The organism is Pantoea sp. CCBC3-3-1 (assembly GCF_007981265.1).
In the GTDB taxonomy this organism is placed as follows: domain Bacteria; phylum Pseudomonadota; class Gammaproteobacteria; order Enterobacterales; family Enterobacteriaceae; genus Erwinia.
The window spans coordinates 1,527,263-1,544,363 of the sequence record NZ_CP034363.1 but is presented as its reverse complement, the minus strand read 5'-3'; the positions used below and the strand labels follow the sequence as shown (position 1 = coordinate 1,544,363).

Sequence of the window (17,101 nt, the reverse complement as noted above, 5' to 3'; positions counted from 1 at the left end):
TTACACAGTGCTCATAACAAAAGGTTATATAACATAACACTGACATGGGTTTACGTGACCCTCAGGTTAATTCACGCCATAATAGCGTATTGATTGTACGCCTGCCCTCGCGTCAGGCACGCTGGAGACATTATGGAATCCTTTACTGCGGGACTTATCTCCCTTGAAGATGCGCTGGCAACGATGCTCGCGCAAATCGTCCCTGTTGCTGAAACTGAAACGCTTTCACTGGTTACAGCACCGGGCCGGATCACCGCCACAGCGGTCATTTCCCCCATTGACGTCCCCCCTTTTGCTAACTCGGCGATGGATGGCTATGCCGTACGCCTGGTCGATATTCAGGAAGGAAAACCGCTGAATATTGCCGGAAAAGCTTTCGCCGGTGCGCCTTTTACGGGCGAATGGCCAGGCGGAAGCGCGATTCGTATTATGACCGGCGCGCCAGTGCCCGACGGCTGTGATGCCGTGGTGATGCAGGAAGAGACAGAAAAAGTCGGTGAGGCCGTCTTTATTCGTGCCGATGTTGTTAAAGGTCAGAATATTCGGCTGGCTGGAGAAGACATTGTTGCCGGTGCCAGCGTATTAGTCCCCGGCGTTCGCCTCGGTGCCGCCGAGCTCCCTCTGCTCGCCTCGCTTGGGGTAGCGAAGGTGGAAGTAAAGCGCAAGCTGCGCGTAGCCGTTTTCTCTACAGGCGATGAATTGCAGCCGGTGGGCCAGCCGCTGGCAGCAGGCCAGATTTATGATACTAACCGCTTCGCCGTGCAATTGATGTTGAATAAACTGGGCTGTGAAGTGATCGACCTCGGCATTATTCCTGACGATCGGGCCGCTTTACGGGCTGCTTTTATGCAGGCGGATGAACAGGCGGATGTGGTAATCAGCAGCGGCGGCGTTTCCGTCGGCGAGGCTGACTACACCAAAGCGATGCTGGAAGAATTGGGTGAAATCAGTTTCTGGAAGCTGGCGATCAAGCCGGGGAAACCTTTCGCCTTTGGTCGTCTGCAAAGCAGCTGGTTCTGCGGCCTGCCTGGCAATCCCGTTTCCGCTGCACTGACCTTTTATCAGCTGGTACAGCCGCTGCTGGCGAAGCTTAGCGGCCAGCAAGGCGCAGCGCTTCCGCCACGCCAGCGGGTAAAAGTGGCTGATAATCTGAAAAAGACGCCCGGCCGACTGGATTTTCAGCGCGGCAGGCTACAGCGTAATGCAGCCGGCGAACTGGAAGTTCATAGTACTGGCGCGCAGGGATCTCATGTATTCAGTTCCTTTAGTCTGGCGAACTGTTTTATCGTACTTGAGCGCGAACGCGGCAACGTGCAGGCCGGAGAATGGGTTGAGGTTGAGCCGTTTAACCCTTTGCTGGAGGGCTAATGCTACCGGAACTTAGCGACGAAGAGATGCTACGCTATAACCGCCAGATCGTTTTACGCGGGTTTGACTTTGAGGGTCAGGAGAAGCTGAAAGCATCAAAAGTGCTGGTGGTTGGACTGGGCGGCCTGGGCTGTGCCGCCACGCCTTATCTGGCTTCGGCTGGCGTGGGCCAGCTGACGTTGCTGGATTTCGATACGATTTCCCTCTCCAACCTGCAACGTCAGATCCTGCATCGTGACGCGCAAATCGGCATGGCAAAAGTGGAGTCCGCCCGGCAACAGCTAAACGAAATCAACCCCCATCTGACGGTGCAGGCTATTAACAAGCAGCTTGATGACGAGGCGTTGGGCGCACTGATTAGTGACCACGATCTGGTACTGGACTGCACCGATAACGTTGACACGCGTGAACAACTCAACCGGCTGTGCTTTGCCAGTAAAATCCCGCTGGTTTCCGGCGCGGCAATCCGCATGGAAGGGCAAATCAGCGTCTTTAGCTGGCAGGAAAATGATCCCTGCTACCGCTGCCTGAGCCGCCTGTTTGGCGCTGGCACGCTAAGCTGCGTGGAAGCAGGCGTCATGGCGCCGCTGGTTGGGGTAATAGGCTCGCTACAGGCGATGGAAGCCATTCGCTTACTGACCCATTATGGCGAAAGCGTAGCGGGTAAGCTGCTGATCTATGATGCTATGACGCTGCAATTTCGTAGCCTGACGCTGGCAAAAGATCCGGCTTGCGAAGTTTGCGGCGGCTGATTTCCTCTCCAGATCGACTTTTATTCGCGCGCTGTTTTTGCTACGGCGCGCACATTCACTCACACCTTTTCTACGTAAAAACAACAGATTCTTCGCATCCCCACTATAGTTACAGGACTGCGATTTTACGCAAGGGAGCGTTTTCATGACTGGGGAATTTCGCCCGCAACCCGATGTCAGCATGCTAAAACTGCGTCGATCGCTGATCGTCTCTTTGCTGGTGATCGGCTGTGCCGTCCTGCTGGTAAACGGTTGGATTGTGTATAACAGCTGGCAACGTATGTTAAATGAGACCCAGAGCGACGCGCATAACCTGTCCCAATCGGTCTCGCGCCAGGCCGAAGACTCTTTTTTGCCGATAGAGCTTACGCTACAGGATTTGCGTGACCGTATTACGCTGGTAGGACTGGATGCGGAAAGGCAGACCTATCTGCGTAATCTGCTGGTTGAGCGTAAAGCCTCGCTCCCACAGCTGCATGGGCTGTTTGTTTACGATGCCCAGGGCAATTGGGTTATTACCTCCGGCGGACCGCTGCAACAGCATCGAAGCAACAGCGATCGGGCTTATTTTCGCTATCACCAACAGCACAATGATTCTGAAATGCTGATAAGCCAGGTGATTCACAGCCGCAGTACCGGTGACCTGGTTGTTCCGCTTTCAATGCGTCTGAATAACCGTGATGGCTCTTTCCGGGGCGTGCTGCTGGCTACGTTGCGGATTGACTATTTCCGGCAAATTTTTGGTTACTACGATCTTGGCGACCGTGGGCTGCTGGCGTTAATGACCAACAGCGGTAATATCCTGTATGCCAGCCCGTTCCCCGACAGCACCATTAACCGTAATATTTCCGGTAGCCCGTTGTTCACCAGCCTGTTGAAAAAGTCCAACAGCGGCACGGCGATCTATGCCGCAGCCCTGGACGGCGTCGAACGCGTCTTTGGCTACGCCAGCTTAAAGCGTTATCCGCTGGTGGTGACGGTGGGATATGACAAAAAACAGCTGATCCATGCCTGGCTAACGGAGCTGCTGGTCTATGTCGCGCTGTGTATTTTACTGCTGGCAGTGATTGCCGTGCTGGGATCTTTATTACTGCGTAATATCGGCTACAGCATTCGCAATCAGGAGGAGCTGGCGCGAACACGCGACCAGCTGGCGGCGATGAATCGCACGTTGCAAACGCTGGCGCTGGTAGACAGCCTTACCGGGCTGGCAAACCGCCGCCAGTTCGATCTTTATCTGGATCACTGCCTGGAGCGCTCGCAGCAATGGCGAACCCCGCTGGCGCTGTTAATGGTCGATGTCGACTCCTTTAAGCGATTCAACGATACCTACGGCCATCTGGCGGGTGATGATTGTCTGAGGCGCATAGGGGGTGCTTTACAAAACGTTGTTCACCAGTCTGAAGATCTTGTTGCGCGGTACGGCGGGGAAGAATTTGCAGTTATCCTTGTCGGATGGGAGCAGGAGAGCGCGCTACGCTTCGCTGAAGCAGCAAAAGAAGCGATTGCGACTCTGGCTATTCCTCACGAAAACAGTGAAAACGCGGCCAAAGTGGTGACCGTCAGTATCGGGCTGCATGTGACGCCAGGAAGCGAAGCTGAAAATAACCGCCAGAAACTTATCGGGCAGGCAGATAAGGCGCTGTATCAGGCGAAATCATCCGGGCGGAATCGGGTAGAAATCGTGTAGAAATCGTGTAGGACGGCTGGGAAAAGCGTCGACGCAGAACGAGGAAGGGGAAGCTTTCGCCTCCCCTTCCAGCACTATCAGACGATACCTTTGCTGCGCAGATAGTCTTCGTAGTTGCCGGTGAAGTCGTTGAGTTTACCCGGCGTCATTTCAATCACGCGCGTGGCCAGCGAGCTGACAAATTCACGGTCGTGAGAAACGAAAATCAGCGTGCCTTCATACATCTCCAGCGCCATGTTGATCGCTTCGATGGATTCCATATCCAGGTGGTTAGTCGGTTCATCCATAATTAGCACGTTTGGCTTCTGCATCATCAGCTTACCAAACAGCATGCGTCCTTTTTCCCCACCGGAGAGCACCTTAGCTGGCTTTTTGATGTCGTCCTGGCTGAACAGCAGGCGTCCCAGAATGCCGCGAACGGCCTGCTCGTCGTCACTTTCCTGCTTCCACTGGCTCATCCAGTCAAAGACCGTCAGGTCATCGGCAAAATCATGCGCGTGGTCCTGCGCATAGTAGCCAATTTGGGCATTCTCAGACCATTTGACCTCACCGCTATCAGGCTGAAGCTCACCCACCAGCGTTTTTAGCAGCGTGGTTTTACCGATACCGTTCGGGCCGATAATTGCCAGCTTTTCACCGACCTCCAGCAGCAGATTCACGTTTTTAAACAGCGGCCCCTGATCAAAACCTTTGGTCAGGGATTCCAGCTGGAGCGCATTACGGAACAGCTTCTTATCCTGTTCAAAACGGATAAACGGATTCTGGCGGCTGGAGGCCTTCACTTCTTCCAGCTTGATTTTATCAATCTGCTTGGCACGAGAAGTCGCCTGGCGAGATTTGGAGGCGTTGGCGCTGAAGCGACTAACGAAAGATTGCAGTTCGTTGATCTGCGCTTTCTTCTTCGCGTTATCTGCCAGCAGACGCTCACGAGACTGCGTCGCCGCCGTCATATATTCATCGTAGTTGCCCGGATAAACACGCAGCTCGCCGTAGTCCAGATCCGCCATGTGCGTGCACACCATATTCAGGAAGTGACGGTCATGCGAAATGATGATCATGGTGCTGTTACGTTCGTTCAGCACCTGCTCCAGCCAGCGAATGGTATCGATGTCCAGGTTGTTGGTTGGTTCGTCGAGCAGCAGGATCTCCGGGTTGGAGAACAGCGCCTGCGCCAGCAGGACACGCAGTTTCCAGCCGGGTGCAACTTCGCTCATTGGGCCGTAATGCTGCTCCAGCGGAATGCCCACGCCCAACAGCAGTTCACCGGCACGCGCTTCGGCGGTGTAACCGTCCATTTCACCGTATTGCACTTCCAGATCGGCAACTTTATAGCCGTCTTCTTCGCTCATTTCCGGCAGCGCGTAAATACGGTCACGCTCTTCTTTCACTTCCCACAGCTCGCCGTGGCCCATGATCACCGTATCCAGCACGCTATATTGTTCAAAAGCGAACTGATCCTGACGCAATTTACCAATGCGTTCATTAGGATCGAGCGAGACGTTCCCGGCGCTTGGCACCAGATCGCCGCCGAGAATTTTCATAAAGGTGGATTTGCCGCTACCGTTGGCACCGATCAGGCCATAGCGGTTGCCGCCGCCAAATTTGACAGAGATGTTTTCGAACAGCGGCTTACTGCCAAACTGCATGGTGACGTTGCTGGAAACTAGCACAGGATTGCCTTTCGTTTACGATGGGAGAATAAATCAGCGCGCATTATGCCAAAAAAAAGGGGCGGCGAATACACCGCTGCCCCAGGGAAAATCATACCATCGTCTTAGTGACTCTCTGCTTTACGCTCCCGCGTTGAAATTGAACGCGTTTCGGCGTCATTGCTTAACCAGTCGTGCAGATAGTGCTCAATCTGTTCCAGGCTACGGTTGCGGGTTTCCGGCACGCATTTGACCACAAAAATCGCGCCAAATACGCCAATCAGCGCAAAGATAAAGAACGCGCCTGACAGGCCCACGCTGGCCAGCAGCATCGGGAAAGCAAGTGAAATTAAGAAATTCGCAATCCACATGGCAAAGACCGCGCCGCCCATGAATATTCCGCGCATCCGCGTTGGGAACATTTCAGAAAGCAGCAGCCAGGTAACGGGTGAAAGCGCGCCCTGTTGAAAACTTAAAAACATCAGCATGCCCAGCAGTACCAGATAGCTGCGTACTATATCAACCTGCCCGTTAATGGTTTCCGGCATAAAGTAGCAAACACAGCCAATAAACAGCAGGCAGGCGGTACAGCCGAACTGGCCGATCATCGTCATCGTACGACGGCCGATTTTTCCCAGCAGCCAGATGCCGAAAAAGGTCATCATTACCGAAATGGCGCCGTTAGCAATGGTGGCGAATAGCGCAGCATCGGTACTCATGCCCACCGCTTTAAGCATGGTGGGCGCGTAATACATAATGGTATTCACGCCCGAAAGCTGCTGAATAACAGCCACGCCGATGCCAATCAAAAATAGCTTGAATAACCAGGGTTTACGCAGCTCACGCAGCCGAGGTTTAGCTTTATTTTCTTCTTCGGAGAGGGTTTCTTCAATTTCAGTCATTTCCCACTCAACATCGCTCTTTGCCCGGGTACGCTCCAGCACCCGACGCGCCTCGGCCAGACGCCCTTTCATCGCATACCAGCGTGGCGTATCAGGCATAAACATCATGCCAAACCAAAGAGCAACCGCAGGAATAGTCGCAATCGCCAGCATCCAGCGCCAGGTACTTTCACCGCCCCAGGCAGCATTGAACCCGGCATTAGAGATATAGGCCAGCATCTGTCCGGAAACTATCATGAGCTCCTGCAACGTGACCAGCTGCCCGCGCTTATTCGCTGGCGCAATTTCAGCAATGTAAACCGGTACGGTCGCCGATGCGCCGCCCACCGCCACGCCTAACACCAGGCGGAAGAAAATCATCCAGTGGACATCAGGAGCCATCGCGGTTCCTAACGCTCCGATAGCGAAGATCGCTGCAAGAACAATAATGATTTTCTTCCGCCCGGCTGCCGCAGCAAAGTGTCCGGAAAGCAATGCACCAAAGGCCGCACCAAATAGCAGAGAACTGGTTACCAGGCCGGTGGTAAAGGGCGTGAGATGCAGCTCATCGCCCATAAACAATAATGCGCCAGAGATAACGCCGGTGTCGTACCCAAACAGCAATCCGCCGAGCGTGGCGATCACGGCAATGATCTTCACGAAGGGCTCCGTTCGCGATGCGCTGTTCGGGCCTGAAGCCCGATTGGGGGTGAGATATTGTTCTTTAGCCATAATGGTGACAAACCTCTTGGAATGATATGCAGGATGAAAGCGTCTGGCAGGTGCATACGGCACGGCCTTATAGCATCCTAACTTAGTCCATTTTTTTCATTTAAAATAACAATGAAAATTAAATTTTGCGGCACAGCTCTCAACAGTCATCTCATTTTGTGACGGGAGTATCATATAACAGGTAATAATATTGTCTCCGGTCATTATGCATGCTCCAGAAGGCGTTAGAGAGGTCAGCAAAGAATTAAAACGTTTATTTCAAATTAAGATAAAAAGGGGAAAAAAACCGATAACCTGCGGGAGCCGTTTCATTCCCTGTGGCAGTTGTAGAGTGCGTAAACTAAAAAATGGAAAAAACGGGGGATGAGCAGGATGAGAGGGGAACAAACAGGCAGGCTCATCGCTGGCAGAGCATCCCTGCCACCAGCGGTGAGCGTTAACGCAACTTATCGGACGGGTGCATCGCCGGTTTCGGCTGGACCGAAGACGGAATATTCGGGCAGCGTTACGTTTTGATATAGCTCCCAGCCGCCGCCAAGGGCTTTATACAGGGCCACCAGATCGAGGCTGCTTTGAACCCTTGCCGAGGCGGCCTGCTGCTTCGCCTGCGCCAGCTGGCGCTGCGCATCAAGCGCTTCAATAAAGGAGGAAAGCCCCTGCTTATAGCTGTCGCTTGCCAGATCGAAGGCGTTTTGCAACGCTTCTACCGTATGATCCAGCCCCTCAACCTGTTGCTGATCGTTACGGTAGCTGACCAGCGCGTTTTCCACATCCTGCAATGCAGTCAGGACAGTCTGCCGATAGCCCAGCGCCGCACTGGCCTGTTCGGCTCTGGCCACTTTCACACTTGAAACCAGCCTGCCGCCCTGGAAGATTGGAATAGAGAGCGAAGCGCCGTAGCTGTAGAAGTGGCTGCTCCAGTTATCCAGATAGCTGGCATCGGTATTCCGCATGCCAAACTGGCCGGTGAGGGAAAGATCCGGGAACAGCTGGGCGACAGAAACCCCGATATTGGCGGTAGCCTGGTGCAGTCTGGCCTCGGCCTGGCGCACATCCGGGCGGCGGCGAGCCAGGGTCGAAGGCAGGCCAACCGGAATCGCTTTTGGCAGCGCAGGCATCGGTTTACTTACCGCCAGTTCGCCATCCAGCATGCCCGGCGGCTTGCCGATTAACACCGCCAGCCCGTTCATGGCCTGATGAATTTGCGACTGATACTGCGGCAGCTGCGCCCGCAGAGAATTAAGCTGCGCCCGGGCATTTTCCACGTCCATCTGCGGTGCCAGGCCATTACGCTGCTGGCTCTGCGTCAGTTCCAGCGTCTGTTGCGCCACCTCAATCTGGGTTTCCAACGTCTGGCTGATCGACTGCGCGCCGCGAAGCTGCAACCAGGTACGGGCAACTTCGGCCTCCAGCGAGACCAGCGCATCATTGCGGCTCTCTACAGATTCTTGCTGCTGCGCGCCAGCCATTTCTACCTGGCGACGCACTTTGCCCCACAGATCCAGTTCCCAGGCCGCATCAAAACTCCCCTGATAAAGCCCGACCGGCTTCGTCAGGCTATTCAGTGCGGAAGAGAGATCGGTATCGGTGCCGGTGTCAACGTCATCCAGCTGCTGATAAATGCCCTTCGACTCCAGCTGTCCCTTTAGCCCAAGCTGCTGGCGCTGCGCCGAAGCGCTGCCGTTTAGCGTCGGAAACCATGCGCCTCGCGCCTGATTCAGCTGCTGGCGAGAACCCGCAATACGCAATACCGCCTGCTGTAAGCTCAGGTTCCCGGCAATTGCCCGATCGATCAGGCTGTTGAGTTGGGGATCGTTAAACGATTTCCACCAGCCAGGATTGGTTGCCGTTGCCTGAGGTCGGGAAGCGCTGTCCGATTGCAGGCTGTTAAAAGAAGCCGGCGTCACCGGTTTCGGCGGCCGGTAATCCGGGCCAACGGAACAGGCCGATAAAGTCAGACCCGCGACCAGCAGCACGCTGAGTCGCAAACGTGCATCAAGAGAAACGTTCATGTCAGTGTGCTCCTGCACTGCCCTCGCTCTTAATCGGCGCAAGCAGTAAACAAAATGGAATAAGAACCAGGGCGACAATGCTGAGGCCCATAAAGACATCGATATAGGCGAGAATTCGCGCCTGCACGATCATCTGCTGATAGAGCTGACCAGTCGCTATCGTCACCGGATCGCCCACCGCGGAGGTAAAGTCCCTCACGCCCTGCGCCCAGCGCTCTACCGTCAGGTTAAACGGTTCATTTAGCGGCGTCATGTTATGCACCATACTGGCGCTGCGTGCCTGTTCGCGTTCGGTAATCATCGCGGTTGAAAGCGAGATCCCTATCGAACCGGCGACGTTACGACACATCGTAAACAACGCCGAGGCATCCGCATTCAGCCTCTGTGGGATGGTGACAAACGCGATGGTGGTCAGCGGCACAAACAGGAAGCCCAGCCCGATAGTCTGCGCGCTGCGCATCATTACCAGCGTGGTAAAGTCGATATCCGGCGTCAGTTTGGCGGAATAGATAAAGGAGACAAACAGGCAGGTGAAGCCAAAGGCGATGATCCACCGCGTCTGCACAATTGGCATCAGCTTCAGCACTAACGGGATGGTCAGTACAATCAATACCGCACCGGGCGAAAGCACCAGCCCCGACCAGGTTGCGGTGTAGCCTAAATCCTGTTGCGCCAGCTGTGGGATCACCACGGAACTGCCGTAGAGAATAGCGGCCATACCGGACATCAGCACGCTGGCAACCGCGAAGTTGCGATCTTTCAGCACGTGCAGGTCGACCACCGGCTTTTTGGCATACAGCAGCCAGTAAACTGCCCCAACCAACCCGATGGCGCTCAGAATGGCAAAGGTGACGATAAACGGCGAGCTGAACCAGTCATCATCCTCACCGCGGTCGAGAAACACCTGTAAGCATCCTAAACCCAGGGTAATCAAACCGATACCGATATAGTCGATATTGAGCTTGCCCTTCGCCCATTTGCGCTCCCACGGCGGATCTTCCAGCAGCTGGTAAATAGCCAGCACGCTGATAATGCCAACCGGGATATTGATAAAGAACACCCAGCGCCAGCTGTAGTTATCGGTGATCCAGCCGCCCAGCGTGGGACCGAGTACCGGCGCAACGATAATCGCAATGGACGAGAGTCCAAATGCCTTACCGCGATCTTCCGGTTTGAAATAATCCAGCAGCACCGATTGCTGTACCGGCTGCAGCCCGCCGCCAAAGAAGCCCTGAAGCACCCTAAAGAGGATGATTTGCCAGAGTTCGGTAGCAATACCGCAGAGGAAAGAGCAAATTGTGAACATCACAATGCAGATCAAAAAGAACTGCTTGCGGCCAAACATACGGCTAAGGAAGGCGGAAATGGGCAGCACGATCCCGTTGGCGACCAGATAGGAGGTCAGCACCCAGGTTGACTCATCGTAGCTGGAGGAGAGCGAACCTGCGACGTGCGGTAACGCCACGTTAACGATGGTGGTGTCGAGGATCTCCATAAACACCGCCAGCGTTACCGTCATGGCGACCAGCCAGGGATTACTGGCCGGTTTCCAGCTTTCGCTGTGACTCATTCCACCGTCACCTTAGGCTCCACCGAAAGCCCCAGCGGCAGCGGCTTGTTCGGATCCAGCCCTTTATCAATGACAATTTTTACCGGCACGCGCTGAACAATTTTCACATAGTTACCGGTGGCGTTCTCTGACGGGAAGGTCGAGAAGCGCGAACCCGAGCCCATCTGAATACTGTCCACATGGCCTTCCAGCTTAATATCTGGCCAGGCATCGACGGTAATCTCAACATTGTCGCCTGGATTCATTCGTTCCAACTGGGATTCTTTGAAGTTTGCCGTTACCCAGACATCAGGCGAGACCAGGGAAAAAAGGGAGCTTCCGGCCTGAACCAGCGTACCGACCTGCACGTTACGCTTAGTGACGAAACCGTCATAAGGCGCACGGACTTCGGTATAGGAAAGGTTAAGGTTTGCGGTATTCAACTGTGCCTTAGCCTGCTCAACCTGCTGTTGGCGGGCTTCAACATTGGTTTCCTGCTGACGAATTTGCAGCTGAATTTGTGAGGCGACTTCCACCTGCGCTTTGGCGCTTTGCAGTTCCGCTCTGGCGCTTCTTAACTGTGCGCTGGCGGCATCGATATTACGCTGCGAGGTTGCTCGCGGATCGACACCGCGCTGACGTTTATCATCTTCCTGCGCGTTCACAAGGTTCGCTTCAGCTTTCGCCTGCTGTGCCAAAGCCTGGTCTTTTTGCGCGGGATACTGTACGCGAGAAAGCGCCAGCTGTGCCTGGGCCTGATGAAGCTGGGCCGTGGCCAGTCCAAGCTGCGCCTGGGCCTGATCGCGCTGGGCCTGATTATCCTGCGGATCGATCACCACCAGCAGATCGCCCTTTTTCACGCGCTGATTATCTTTCACCAGCAGTTGCGTGACATAGCCAGATGCCTTAGGCGCAATGGTCACCGCATCCGACTCGGTAAAAGCATCGTCAGTGGTTTCAATGTTGCGGCTGGTAAACCAGAAATAAAAGCCGACAATCACCATCACCACGACCACCACAGCCAGAATGATCAGCGGCTTCTTACCCGGGCGCTTGCGCTCAGGCTGCTCGTCGTTTTGTTGTGGGTTTTTATCCTGTTGCGGATTGTCGTCCTGCTGCTCAGCGGAGTGCTGATGACTTTTGTCATCATCCGAGGAAGAAGTAGATTGATTAGCCATAGTTCTCATCAGGTTACGGCAGGCTCAAACCGAGCCCGCAAGATTTACTCTGCTATAAACATAGGACGTAAACTGACAAATGCCAGCGTTTCTTTACGAAGTCAGAATAGACTCACGTTAGACCGCATTTATAACTAAAAGCAGTCCCCATCCGAGCGCCATCGCCCACAACAGCATCGGCAACGAGTAGAAATGGAATCGCAGCCAGACGGTACGATCTTTCGCCATTCGTAAGGCAATCAGGTTTGCCAGCGAGCCGGGAAGTAGCCCAAATCCCCCGATATTGACCGCCCAGGCTAATAATGTTGACGCGGGCAGGCTGCCGATTAGCAGGATGGTGGCGGGTACGTTGCTGATAATCTGCGACAGCCCAATCGCCAGCAGATATTTACCGCCAGCGGAGAGCTGGACCATTTGCTGTAGCAGATCCTGAGACGCGGGCAATTTTGTCAGCAGAAAGACGTCGATAAACATGGCGATAAAAACTGCCAGCAGGCTCCAGTCTATCGCCAGCAAAATATGACGGGCCATCAGCAGATAAACGGCGAATATCAGCAAAACTCCCCAGCCAGCGTAGCCCAGCTCCAGCGCCGTCACGAAAAACAGGTAAAGCAGCACGCTAACCACTAACAAGGAACGTTGCCATTTCACCGCCGATCGCCCTTCTGCACGCTCAATACGCCGGCCGGGGAAGCTAAAAGCGGTGAGGATCAGCAGGCTAGCCAGCAACGCACCGGCCAGCGGCAGCATTTGCCAGATAAAATGGCCAAAGCCTGCGCCGCCGTGCTGCCATAACAGGATATTTTGCGGATTACCGATAGGCGTAAGCAGCGAACCTGCGTTAACCGCCAGCGCTTCAAAGATAATCAGACGAGTGACGGGCAATGAAGAATAGTGACGCAAGGTCAGGGTCAGCGGCACCAGAATGAACAATGCGACATCGTTGGTAAGAAAAGTTGAGAGTAGCGCGGCAGCGGCGATTAAAAACAGCGCCAGCGCGCGCTGCGACTGAAAGCGCTGAACCAGCCTTCGTCCCAGAACGTCAAAATAGCCGCTGGCCTCGATGCCTTTGGTGAGCATCAGCAGGCCACCCAGGGTGAGAATGGTGGGCCAGTCCACGGCGGCAGGCAATTGCCGCAGCGTGAAAGGCGCAAAGCAGGCCAGCAGCAGGCCCAGCAAAACTAACAGATGCAGGAAGCGATCGTGCAGGAAAGGCCGGAGCAACGTTGCCATGGGGTTCCACCAGAGGGATAAGTTTACTGACGGCTTTCGTAAAATTTCTGGAATATAGCCAGCGTTTCATCACTGACGTGATGCTCCAAACCTTCTGCATCGCGGCGGGCAGTATCGGGACTGATCCCCAGCGCCAGCAAAAAAGTTTCCACAATGTGGTGACGCTTGCGGCTCTCTTCAGCCAGCGATTCCCCTTCTGCGGTTAAGAACACGCCTCGATAGGGAACCTGCTCAACCAGGCCGGCCACGGCCAGTCTTTTCAACATCTTAGCGACGGTAGGCTGTGAAACCCCCAGACGCGCCGCCATATCAACCTGGCGGGCTTCACCGAACTCACGGATGAGGTCGGAAATCAGCTCAACATAGTCATCAATCAGCTCACGACGATGGGCTTCCCGAACCTGACGAAAGCCTTCGACATGCTCTTCAATTTCTTTCAGTGGCGCGGGCACTGAATTTTTTGCGCGACGACTCATTAAGCTTCCTCTTTTTATTATCACTGATGCATAACAAACACTGCACCAGTCTGTTGGTGCCACATTGTAAACGAAGCTCAAAGAAGCACAAATTTTCGCATAATAGCGCTGGCTACACATTATAGCCTGTGCTATACCTGTTTAATAAGTGAACGGAGGAAACGAGATGAAAAAGCCACTTTTACTTCAGCTGCTCTGTCGCTCTCCCTTTACGCTGCGGCTGATGCTGCTGGAAATGGTGATGGCGAGAAAAGCGCCCCATTCCTGATTCAGCCATAAAAAAATCCGCCTCGAAGGGCGGATTTTTTTCATCAGACAGCCAAAGCTGAATGAGGCGATACTTAGAAGCTGTAGCCTACGCCAGCAATCCAGGTACCTACGTCAACGCTACGGATACGGCTCTGCTCGTAGCCAACGTCCAGGGCAACGTTTTCGATGCCTGGGTTGAACTGCAGGCCAGCACCGTAAGAGAAGCCAACGTCGCTTGAATCAGACTTAACGCGGTCTGGTGCGTTCTGCTGGAATTTGCCGTAGCCGATACCAACAACACCATAGATGCTTGCCCAGTCGTTCAGACGGTAAGCTGGACCACCGGTGATTCCGTAGTACTGGCCTTTGTTATAAACGCTGGCGTCAGTACGATCTTTCTCGGTGTAGGTGAAAGAGCCAATCCAACCCAGTGGATCGCTGCCGTTTTCGTAACGATATTTCAGGTTGAAACCGTTAGCTTTGTTAGCCACGCCCTGCATATCGCTTTGTGCGTAACCGCCGGAAACTGTGCTCTGAGCCATTGCTGAACCAGCAGAAACCGCCAGTACACAAGCCAGTGCTGAAAGACATGCAATTTTTTTCATAACCACCTCAAATGTGAAAGTACTTATCTCCTGACAACGCTGAAAATATAACAAAACTTAGCGAGAAACTCTGCCCCGATTTTGTTGTCCAAGACAATGTTTGGTGTAACAGGACGTTAACGGGTTTATCTATGTCATTATTTTTACTTATCTTTTTACCGTTATCGTTTCGCCTGACTCGTAATGTAAAAAAACGTTCATTGAGATAAATCTTAATTAAACCTGACACTTCTTTACTTCCAACAGCGACTTTTTCCTAAATTCCTACACTTTTTTCATTTTACACAGAGGAAAAACGACCTCTTTACATTACACTCTCGGGAACTTTTTTGCGTGTTAATGGACGAATAAGGTTGGACTGAAGGATGTTTACGTCTGTTCCAAAAGCCACTCCACTCTGGTTACCCATACTGGTTTTATTGATTGCCATGACTTCCATTCAGGGTGGTGCAGCCATGGCCAAAACGTTGTTTCCGCTGGTAGGCGCACCGGGCATCACCGCCCTGCGTCTTGGCTTTGGTACGATTATCCTTTGTATCGTCTTTAAGCCCTGGCGCCTGCGCTTTAGCAGAGAGCAGCGTTTTCCCCTCCTTTGTTACGGCCTTGCGCTGGGCGCCATGAACTATTCCTTTTATCTGGCCATTCGCACGGTACCGTTGGGTATTGCCGTTGCGCTGGAATTTACCGGTCCGCTGGCGCTGGCGCTGGCTGGCTCCCGCAAGCCGCTGGATTTTCTCTGGGTGTTGCTGGCGTTGCTGGGACTCTGGCTTTTATTGCCTCTGGGCAAAGAGATCGCCAGCGTCGATCTTAAAGGCGCGCTGCTCGCGATTCTTGCAGGGGCGTGCTGGGCTGTTTATATCTTAAGCGGTCAACGTGCGGGAGCAGATCACGGCCCTGCGACAGTGGCGGCAGGCTCACTGATTGCCTCGCTGATATTTGTTCCCGTGGGACTGGTTTATGCCGATAGCGGCATCTGGAGCCTGTCGCTGCTTCCGGTAGCGCTGGCGATCGCGGTGCTCTCCAGCGCATTGCCCTATTCACTGGAAATGGTCGCGCTAACCCGTTTACCGGCAAAAACGTTCGGTACGCTAATGAGCCTGGAACCGGCAATGGCGGCGCTTTCCGGGATGTTGTTTCTGGGAGAACGCCTGTCGCTGGTTCAGTGGCTTGGGTTGCTGGCAATTGTGCTGGCCTCAGCAGGCGCAACGCTTACGATCCGCGCGGGCAAGCCCCAAATTTCCCCCGTCAGCGATCGGGTCGACTAATTAATTTGGATCGCTCTGAAAAAGCAGATATGTTTTTTTAAAGCCTGATGTTAAACGGCTGTTTTTCCATCAACATCCAGGCTTTAGCAAATACAGAAATATCCTGGAAACAAAAAGTAATAAAATTAGAAAAAGATGCCTCACGCGGCTCATTAATAATAATATTCATACATATCAATTATTTATAAAACACGGCTGAATGATAATCTTTATTAATCGCATTTATCACCTCAGATTACAGTCGGTTATCTGTAAAAGGCCGTCACTATTCTACCGATAGGTACGACCTTCCCGGCAAAGTTAAAAACCGGTGCTATACTTATTCTCGTACATTCAGGACAACTGACCATTAAGAGGATATTAATGATGAGTACCGCTAAACTGGTAAAAACAACGTCATCCGATCTGCATTACACCCGTAACAATGTGGCCGACGAGGAAAAGAAAGCCACCATTGAGGTGCTGAATCGCCTGGTGACTGAGTTCATTGATTTGTCCCTGATTACTAAGCAAGCGCACTGGAACATGCGTGGCGCAAACTTTATCGGTGTACACGAAATGCTGGATGGTTTCCGTACGACTATCACCGATCATCAGGATACTATCGCCGAGCGTGTAGTACAGCTGGGTGGCGTCGCACTGGGTACGACTCAGGTTGTTAACGACAGAACGCCGCTGAAAAGCTATCCGCTGAACATTCACACCGTGCAGGATCATCTTAAAGCACTGGCAGAACGTTATGCGGTAGTCGCGAATGATACCCGTAAAGCGATTACCGAAGTTGAAGATGAAGATACCGCAGACATTTTCACCGCGGCTTCCCGCGACCTGGATAAATTCCTGTGGTTCATCGAGTCTAATATCGAATAAGGTTTTTAGTGCCTTTTCGTAGAGCATTATTCAGGAGCAGATGAGGCCTTTCATCTGCTCCTTCTGCTTTGGAGGAGAATATGGCCAGTGGCTGGGCACGTGATGATGCAGTTCAGGAGCAAATTGATTCCACGGTAGAAGATGCCGTAAACCGCGCTCGCCGCTCAATGCACAATAGCGGCGTCAGCGCTGAGTATTGTGAACACTGTGGCGAAGCGATCCCCGAAGCTCGACGGCTGGCGTTACCTGGCGTGCAGTATTGCGTGCAGTGTCAGCAACAGCGAGACAAGCAGCAATCCGCTGCGCTTTATAATCGTCGTGGCAGTAAGGATAGCCAGTTGCGCTGATGTTCATCTCTGGTGCAATCCAGAACTCTCCCCTCTTCCTCCTTATATTTGTTTTTATTCTTATTCTGTCTAACATTAAATGCACCATAATGATCGGCATGCACTATTTTGGTGCCCCTTTATGGTGCCTTTACTCCGTTAGCCCTACGTAATGCCCATTAAAATTGACTCAATGTGCTGTTTTCCATATATTTTGAAAACCTGGCATAATTTTTTCATATGGCCAGTGCCACTCGGATAAAAAA

The 17,101-nt window shown here is 53.2% G+C and carries 14 protein-coding genes; 6 read left to right on the top strand and 8 right to left on the bottom strand.

Annotated elements, in window-relative coordinates:
* Positions 1-132: 132 nt before the first annotated feature.
* The 3 genes from moeA to EHV07_RS07360 all read left to right on the top strand — a co-directional run bounded on the left by moeA (position 133) and on the right by EHV07_RS07360 (position 3,810).
* Complete coding sequence (gene moeA, locus EHV07_RS07370; RefSeq protein ID WP_147196518.1) at positions 133-1,368, top strand: molybdopterin molybdotransferase MoeA; 1,236 nt, start codon at positions 133-135, stop codon at positions 1,366-1,368.
* On the top strand, positions 1,368-2,120 hold the full coding sequence (moeB, locus tag EHV07_RS07365; RefSeq protein WP_147196516.1) for a molybdopterin-synthase adenylyltransferase MoeB: 753 nt from the start codon (positions 1,368-1,370) through the stop codon (positions 2,118-2,120). The genes moeA and moeB overlap by 1 nt, the downstream gene beginning before the upstream one ends.
* 145 nt (positions 2,121-2,265) lie before the next feature.
* A complete protein-coding gene (locus EHV07_RS07360) occupies positions 2,266-3,810 on the top strand; it encodes a sensor domain-containing diguanylate cyclase (protein ID WP_147196514.1) in 1,545 nt (514 codons plus the stop codon).
* Between the two features lie 77 nt (positions 3,811-3,887).
* Here EHV07_RS07360 and EHV07_RS07355 read toward each other — a convergent pair whose 3' ends face one another.
* The 8 genes from EHV07_RS07355 to ompX form a co-directional block, all read right to left on the bottom strand.
* Entirely contained in the window at positions 3,888-5,480 is a 1,593-nt protein-coding gene (locus EHV07_RS07355; protein WP_147196512.1) for an ABC-F family ATPase, read from the bottom strand.
* A gap of 104 nt (positions 5,481-5,584) precedes the next feature.
* Positions 5,585-7,072, bottom strand: a complete 1,488-nt coding sequence (locus tag EHV07_RS07350) for a sugar porter family MFS transporter (protein WP_147196510.1) — start codon at positions 7,070-7,072, stop codon at positions 5,585-5,587.
* 446 nt (positions 7,073-7,518) lie between these two features.
* Positions 7,519-9,084, bottom strand: coding sequence for an efflux transporter outer membrane subunit (locus EHV07_RS07345; RefSeq protein WP_147196507.1), 1,566 nt, complete (start codon positions 9,082-9,084; stop codon positions 7,519-7,521).
* Position 9,085: 1 nt separating this feature from the next.
* The gene (locus EHV07_RS07340; RefSeq protein ID WP_147196505.1) at positions 9,086-10,654 is read right to left on the bottom strand and encodes a DHA2 family efflux MFS transporter permease subunit; all 1,569 of its coding nucleotides are present in this window, start codon (positions 10,652-10,654) and stop codon (positions 9,086-9,088) included.
* Positions 10,651-11,820 (bottom strand): HlyD family secretion protein, encoded by a 1,170-nt coding sequence (locus EHV07_RS07335; protein ID WP_147196503.1) that lies wholly within the window; start codon positions 11,818-11,820, stop codon positions 10,651-10,653. The genes EHV07_RS07340 and EHV07_RS07335 overlap by 4 nt, the downstream gene beginning before the upstream one ends.
* 108 nt (positions 11,821-11,928) lie before the next feature.
* Positions 11,929-13,044 (bottom strand): SLC13 family permease, encoded by a 1,116-nt coding sequence (locus EHV07_RS07330; RefSeq protein WP_147196501.1) that lies wholly within the window; start codon positions 13,042-13,044, stop codon positions 11,929-11,931.
* Positions 13,045-13,067: 23 nt separating this feature from the next.
* A complete protein-coding gene (gene mntR, locus EHV07_RS07325) occupies positions 13,068-13,520 on the bottom strand; it encodes a manganese-binding transcriptional regulator MntR (RefSeq protein ID WP_147196499.1) in 453 nt (150 codons plus the stop codon).
* Positions 13,521-13,861: 341 nt separating this feature from the next.
* Positions 13,862-14,374, bottom strand: a complete 513-nt coding sequence (gene ompX, locus EHV07_RS07320; protein WP_147196497.1) for an outer membrane protein OmpX — start codon at positions 14,372-14,374, stop codon at positions 13,862-13,864.
* Positions 14,375-14,739: 365 nt separating this feature from the next.
* Here ompX and rhtA point away from each other — a divergent pair, with 365 nt between their 5' ends.
* The 3 genes from rhtA (at position 14,740) to EHV07_RS07305 (ending at position 16,856) form a co-directional block, all read left to right on the top strand.
* Positions 14,740-15,639, top strand: coding sequence for a threonine/homoserine exporter RhtA (gene rhtA, locus EHV07_RS07315; protein ID WP_147196495.1), 900 nt, complete (start codon positions 14,740-14,742; stop codon positions 15,637-15,639).
* A gap of 366 nt (positions 15,640-16,005) precedes the next feature.
* On the top strand, positions 16,006-16,509 hold the full coding sequence (dps, locus tag EHV07_RS07310; RefSeq protein ID WP_147200555.1) for a DNA starvation/stationary phase protection protein Dps: 504 nt from the start codon (positions 16,006-16,008) through the stop codon (positions 16,507-16,509).
* Between the two features lie 80 nt (positions 16,510-16,589).
* Positions 16,590-16,856, top strand: coding sequence for a DksA/TraR family C4-type zinc finger protein (locus EHV07_RS07305; RefSeq protein WP_147196493.1), 267 nt, complete (start codon positions 16,590-16,592; stop codon positions 16,854-16,856).
* The last annotated feature ends 245 nt before the right edge of the window (positions 16,857-17,101 follow it).

Excerpts from the sequence above, each read along its gene's own strand:
- dps (WP_147200555.1), top strand. The coding sequence starts at position 16,006 with ATGAGTACCGCTAAACTGGTAAAAACAACGTCATCCGATCTGCATTAC.
- moeB (WP_147196516.1), top strand. The coding sequence starts at position 1,368 with ATGCTACCGGAACTTAGCGACGAAGAGATGCTACGCTATAACCGCCAG.
- EHV07_RS07340 (WP_147196505.1), bottom strand. The coding sequence starts at position 10,654 with ATGAGTCACAGCGAAAGCTGGAAACCGGCCAGTAATCCCTGGCTGGTC.
- ompX (WP_147196497.1), bottom strand. The coding sequence starts at position 14,374 with ATGAAAAAAATTGCATGTCTTTCAGCACTGGCTTGTGTACTGGCGGTT.
- EHV07_RS07360 (WP_147196514.1), top strand. The coding sequence starts at position 2,266 with ATGACTGGGGAATTTCGCCCGCAACCCGATGTCAGCATGCTAAAACTG.
- EHV07_RS07345 (WP_147196507.1), bottom strand. The coding sequence starts at position 9,084 with ATGAACGTTTCTCTTGATGCACGTTTGCGACTCAGCGTGCTGCTGGTC.
- rhtA (WP_147196495.1), top strand. The coding sequence starts at position 14,740 with ATGTTTACGTCTGTTCCAAAAGCCACTCCACTCTGGTTACCCATACTG.
- mntR (WP_147196499.1), bottom strand. The coding sequence starts at position 13,520 with ATGAGTCGTCGCGCAAAAAATTCAGTGCCCGCGCCACTGAAAGAAATT.
- EHV07_RS07330 (WP_147196501.1), bottom strand. The coding sequence starts at position 13,044 with ATGGCAACGTTGCTCCGGCCTTTCCTGCACGATCGCTTCCTGCATCTG.
- EHV07_RS07335 (WP_147196503.1), bottom strand. The coding sequence starts at position 11,820 with ATGAGAACTATGGCTAATCAATCTACTTCTTCCTCGGATGATGACAAA.
- moeA (WP_147196518.1), top strand. The coding sequence starts at position 133 with ATGGAATCCTTTACTGCGGGACTTATCTCCCTTGAAGATGCGCTGGCA.
- EHV07_RS07305 (WP_147196493.1), top strand. The coding sequence starts at position 16,590 with ATGGCCAGTGGCTGGGCACGTGATGATGCAGTTCAGGAGCAAATTGAT.
- EHV07_RS07350 (WP_147196510.1), bottom strand. The coding sequence starts at position 7,072 with ATGGCTAAAGAACAATATCTCACCCCCAATCGGGCTTCAGGCCCGAAC.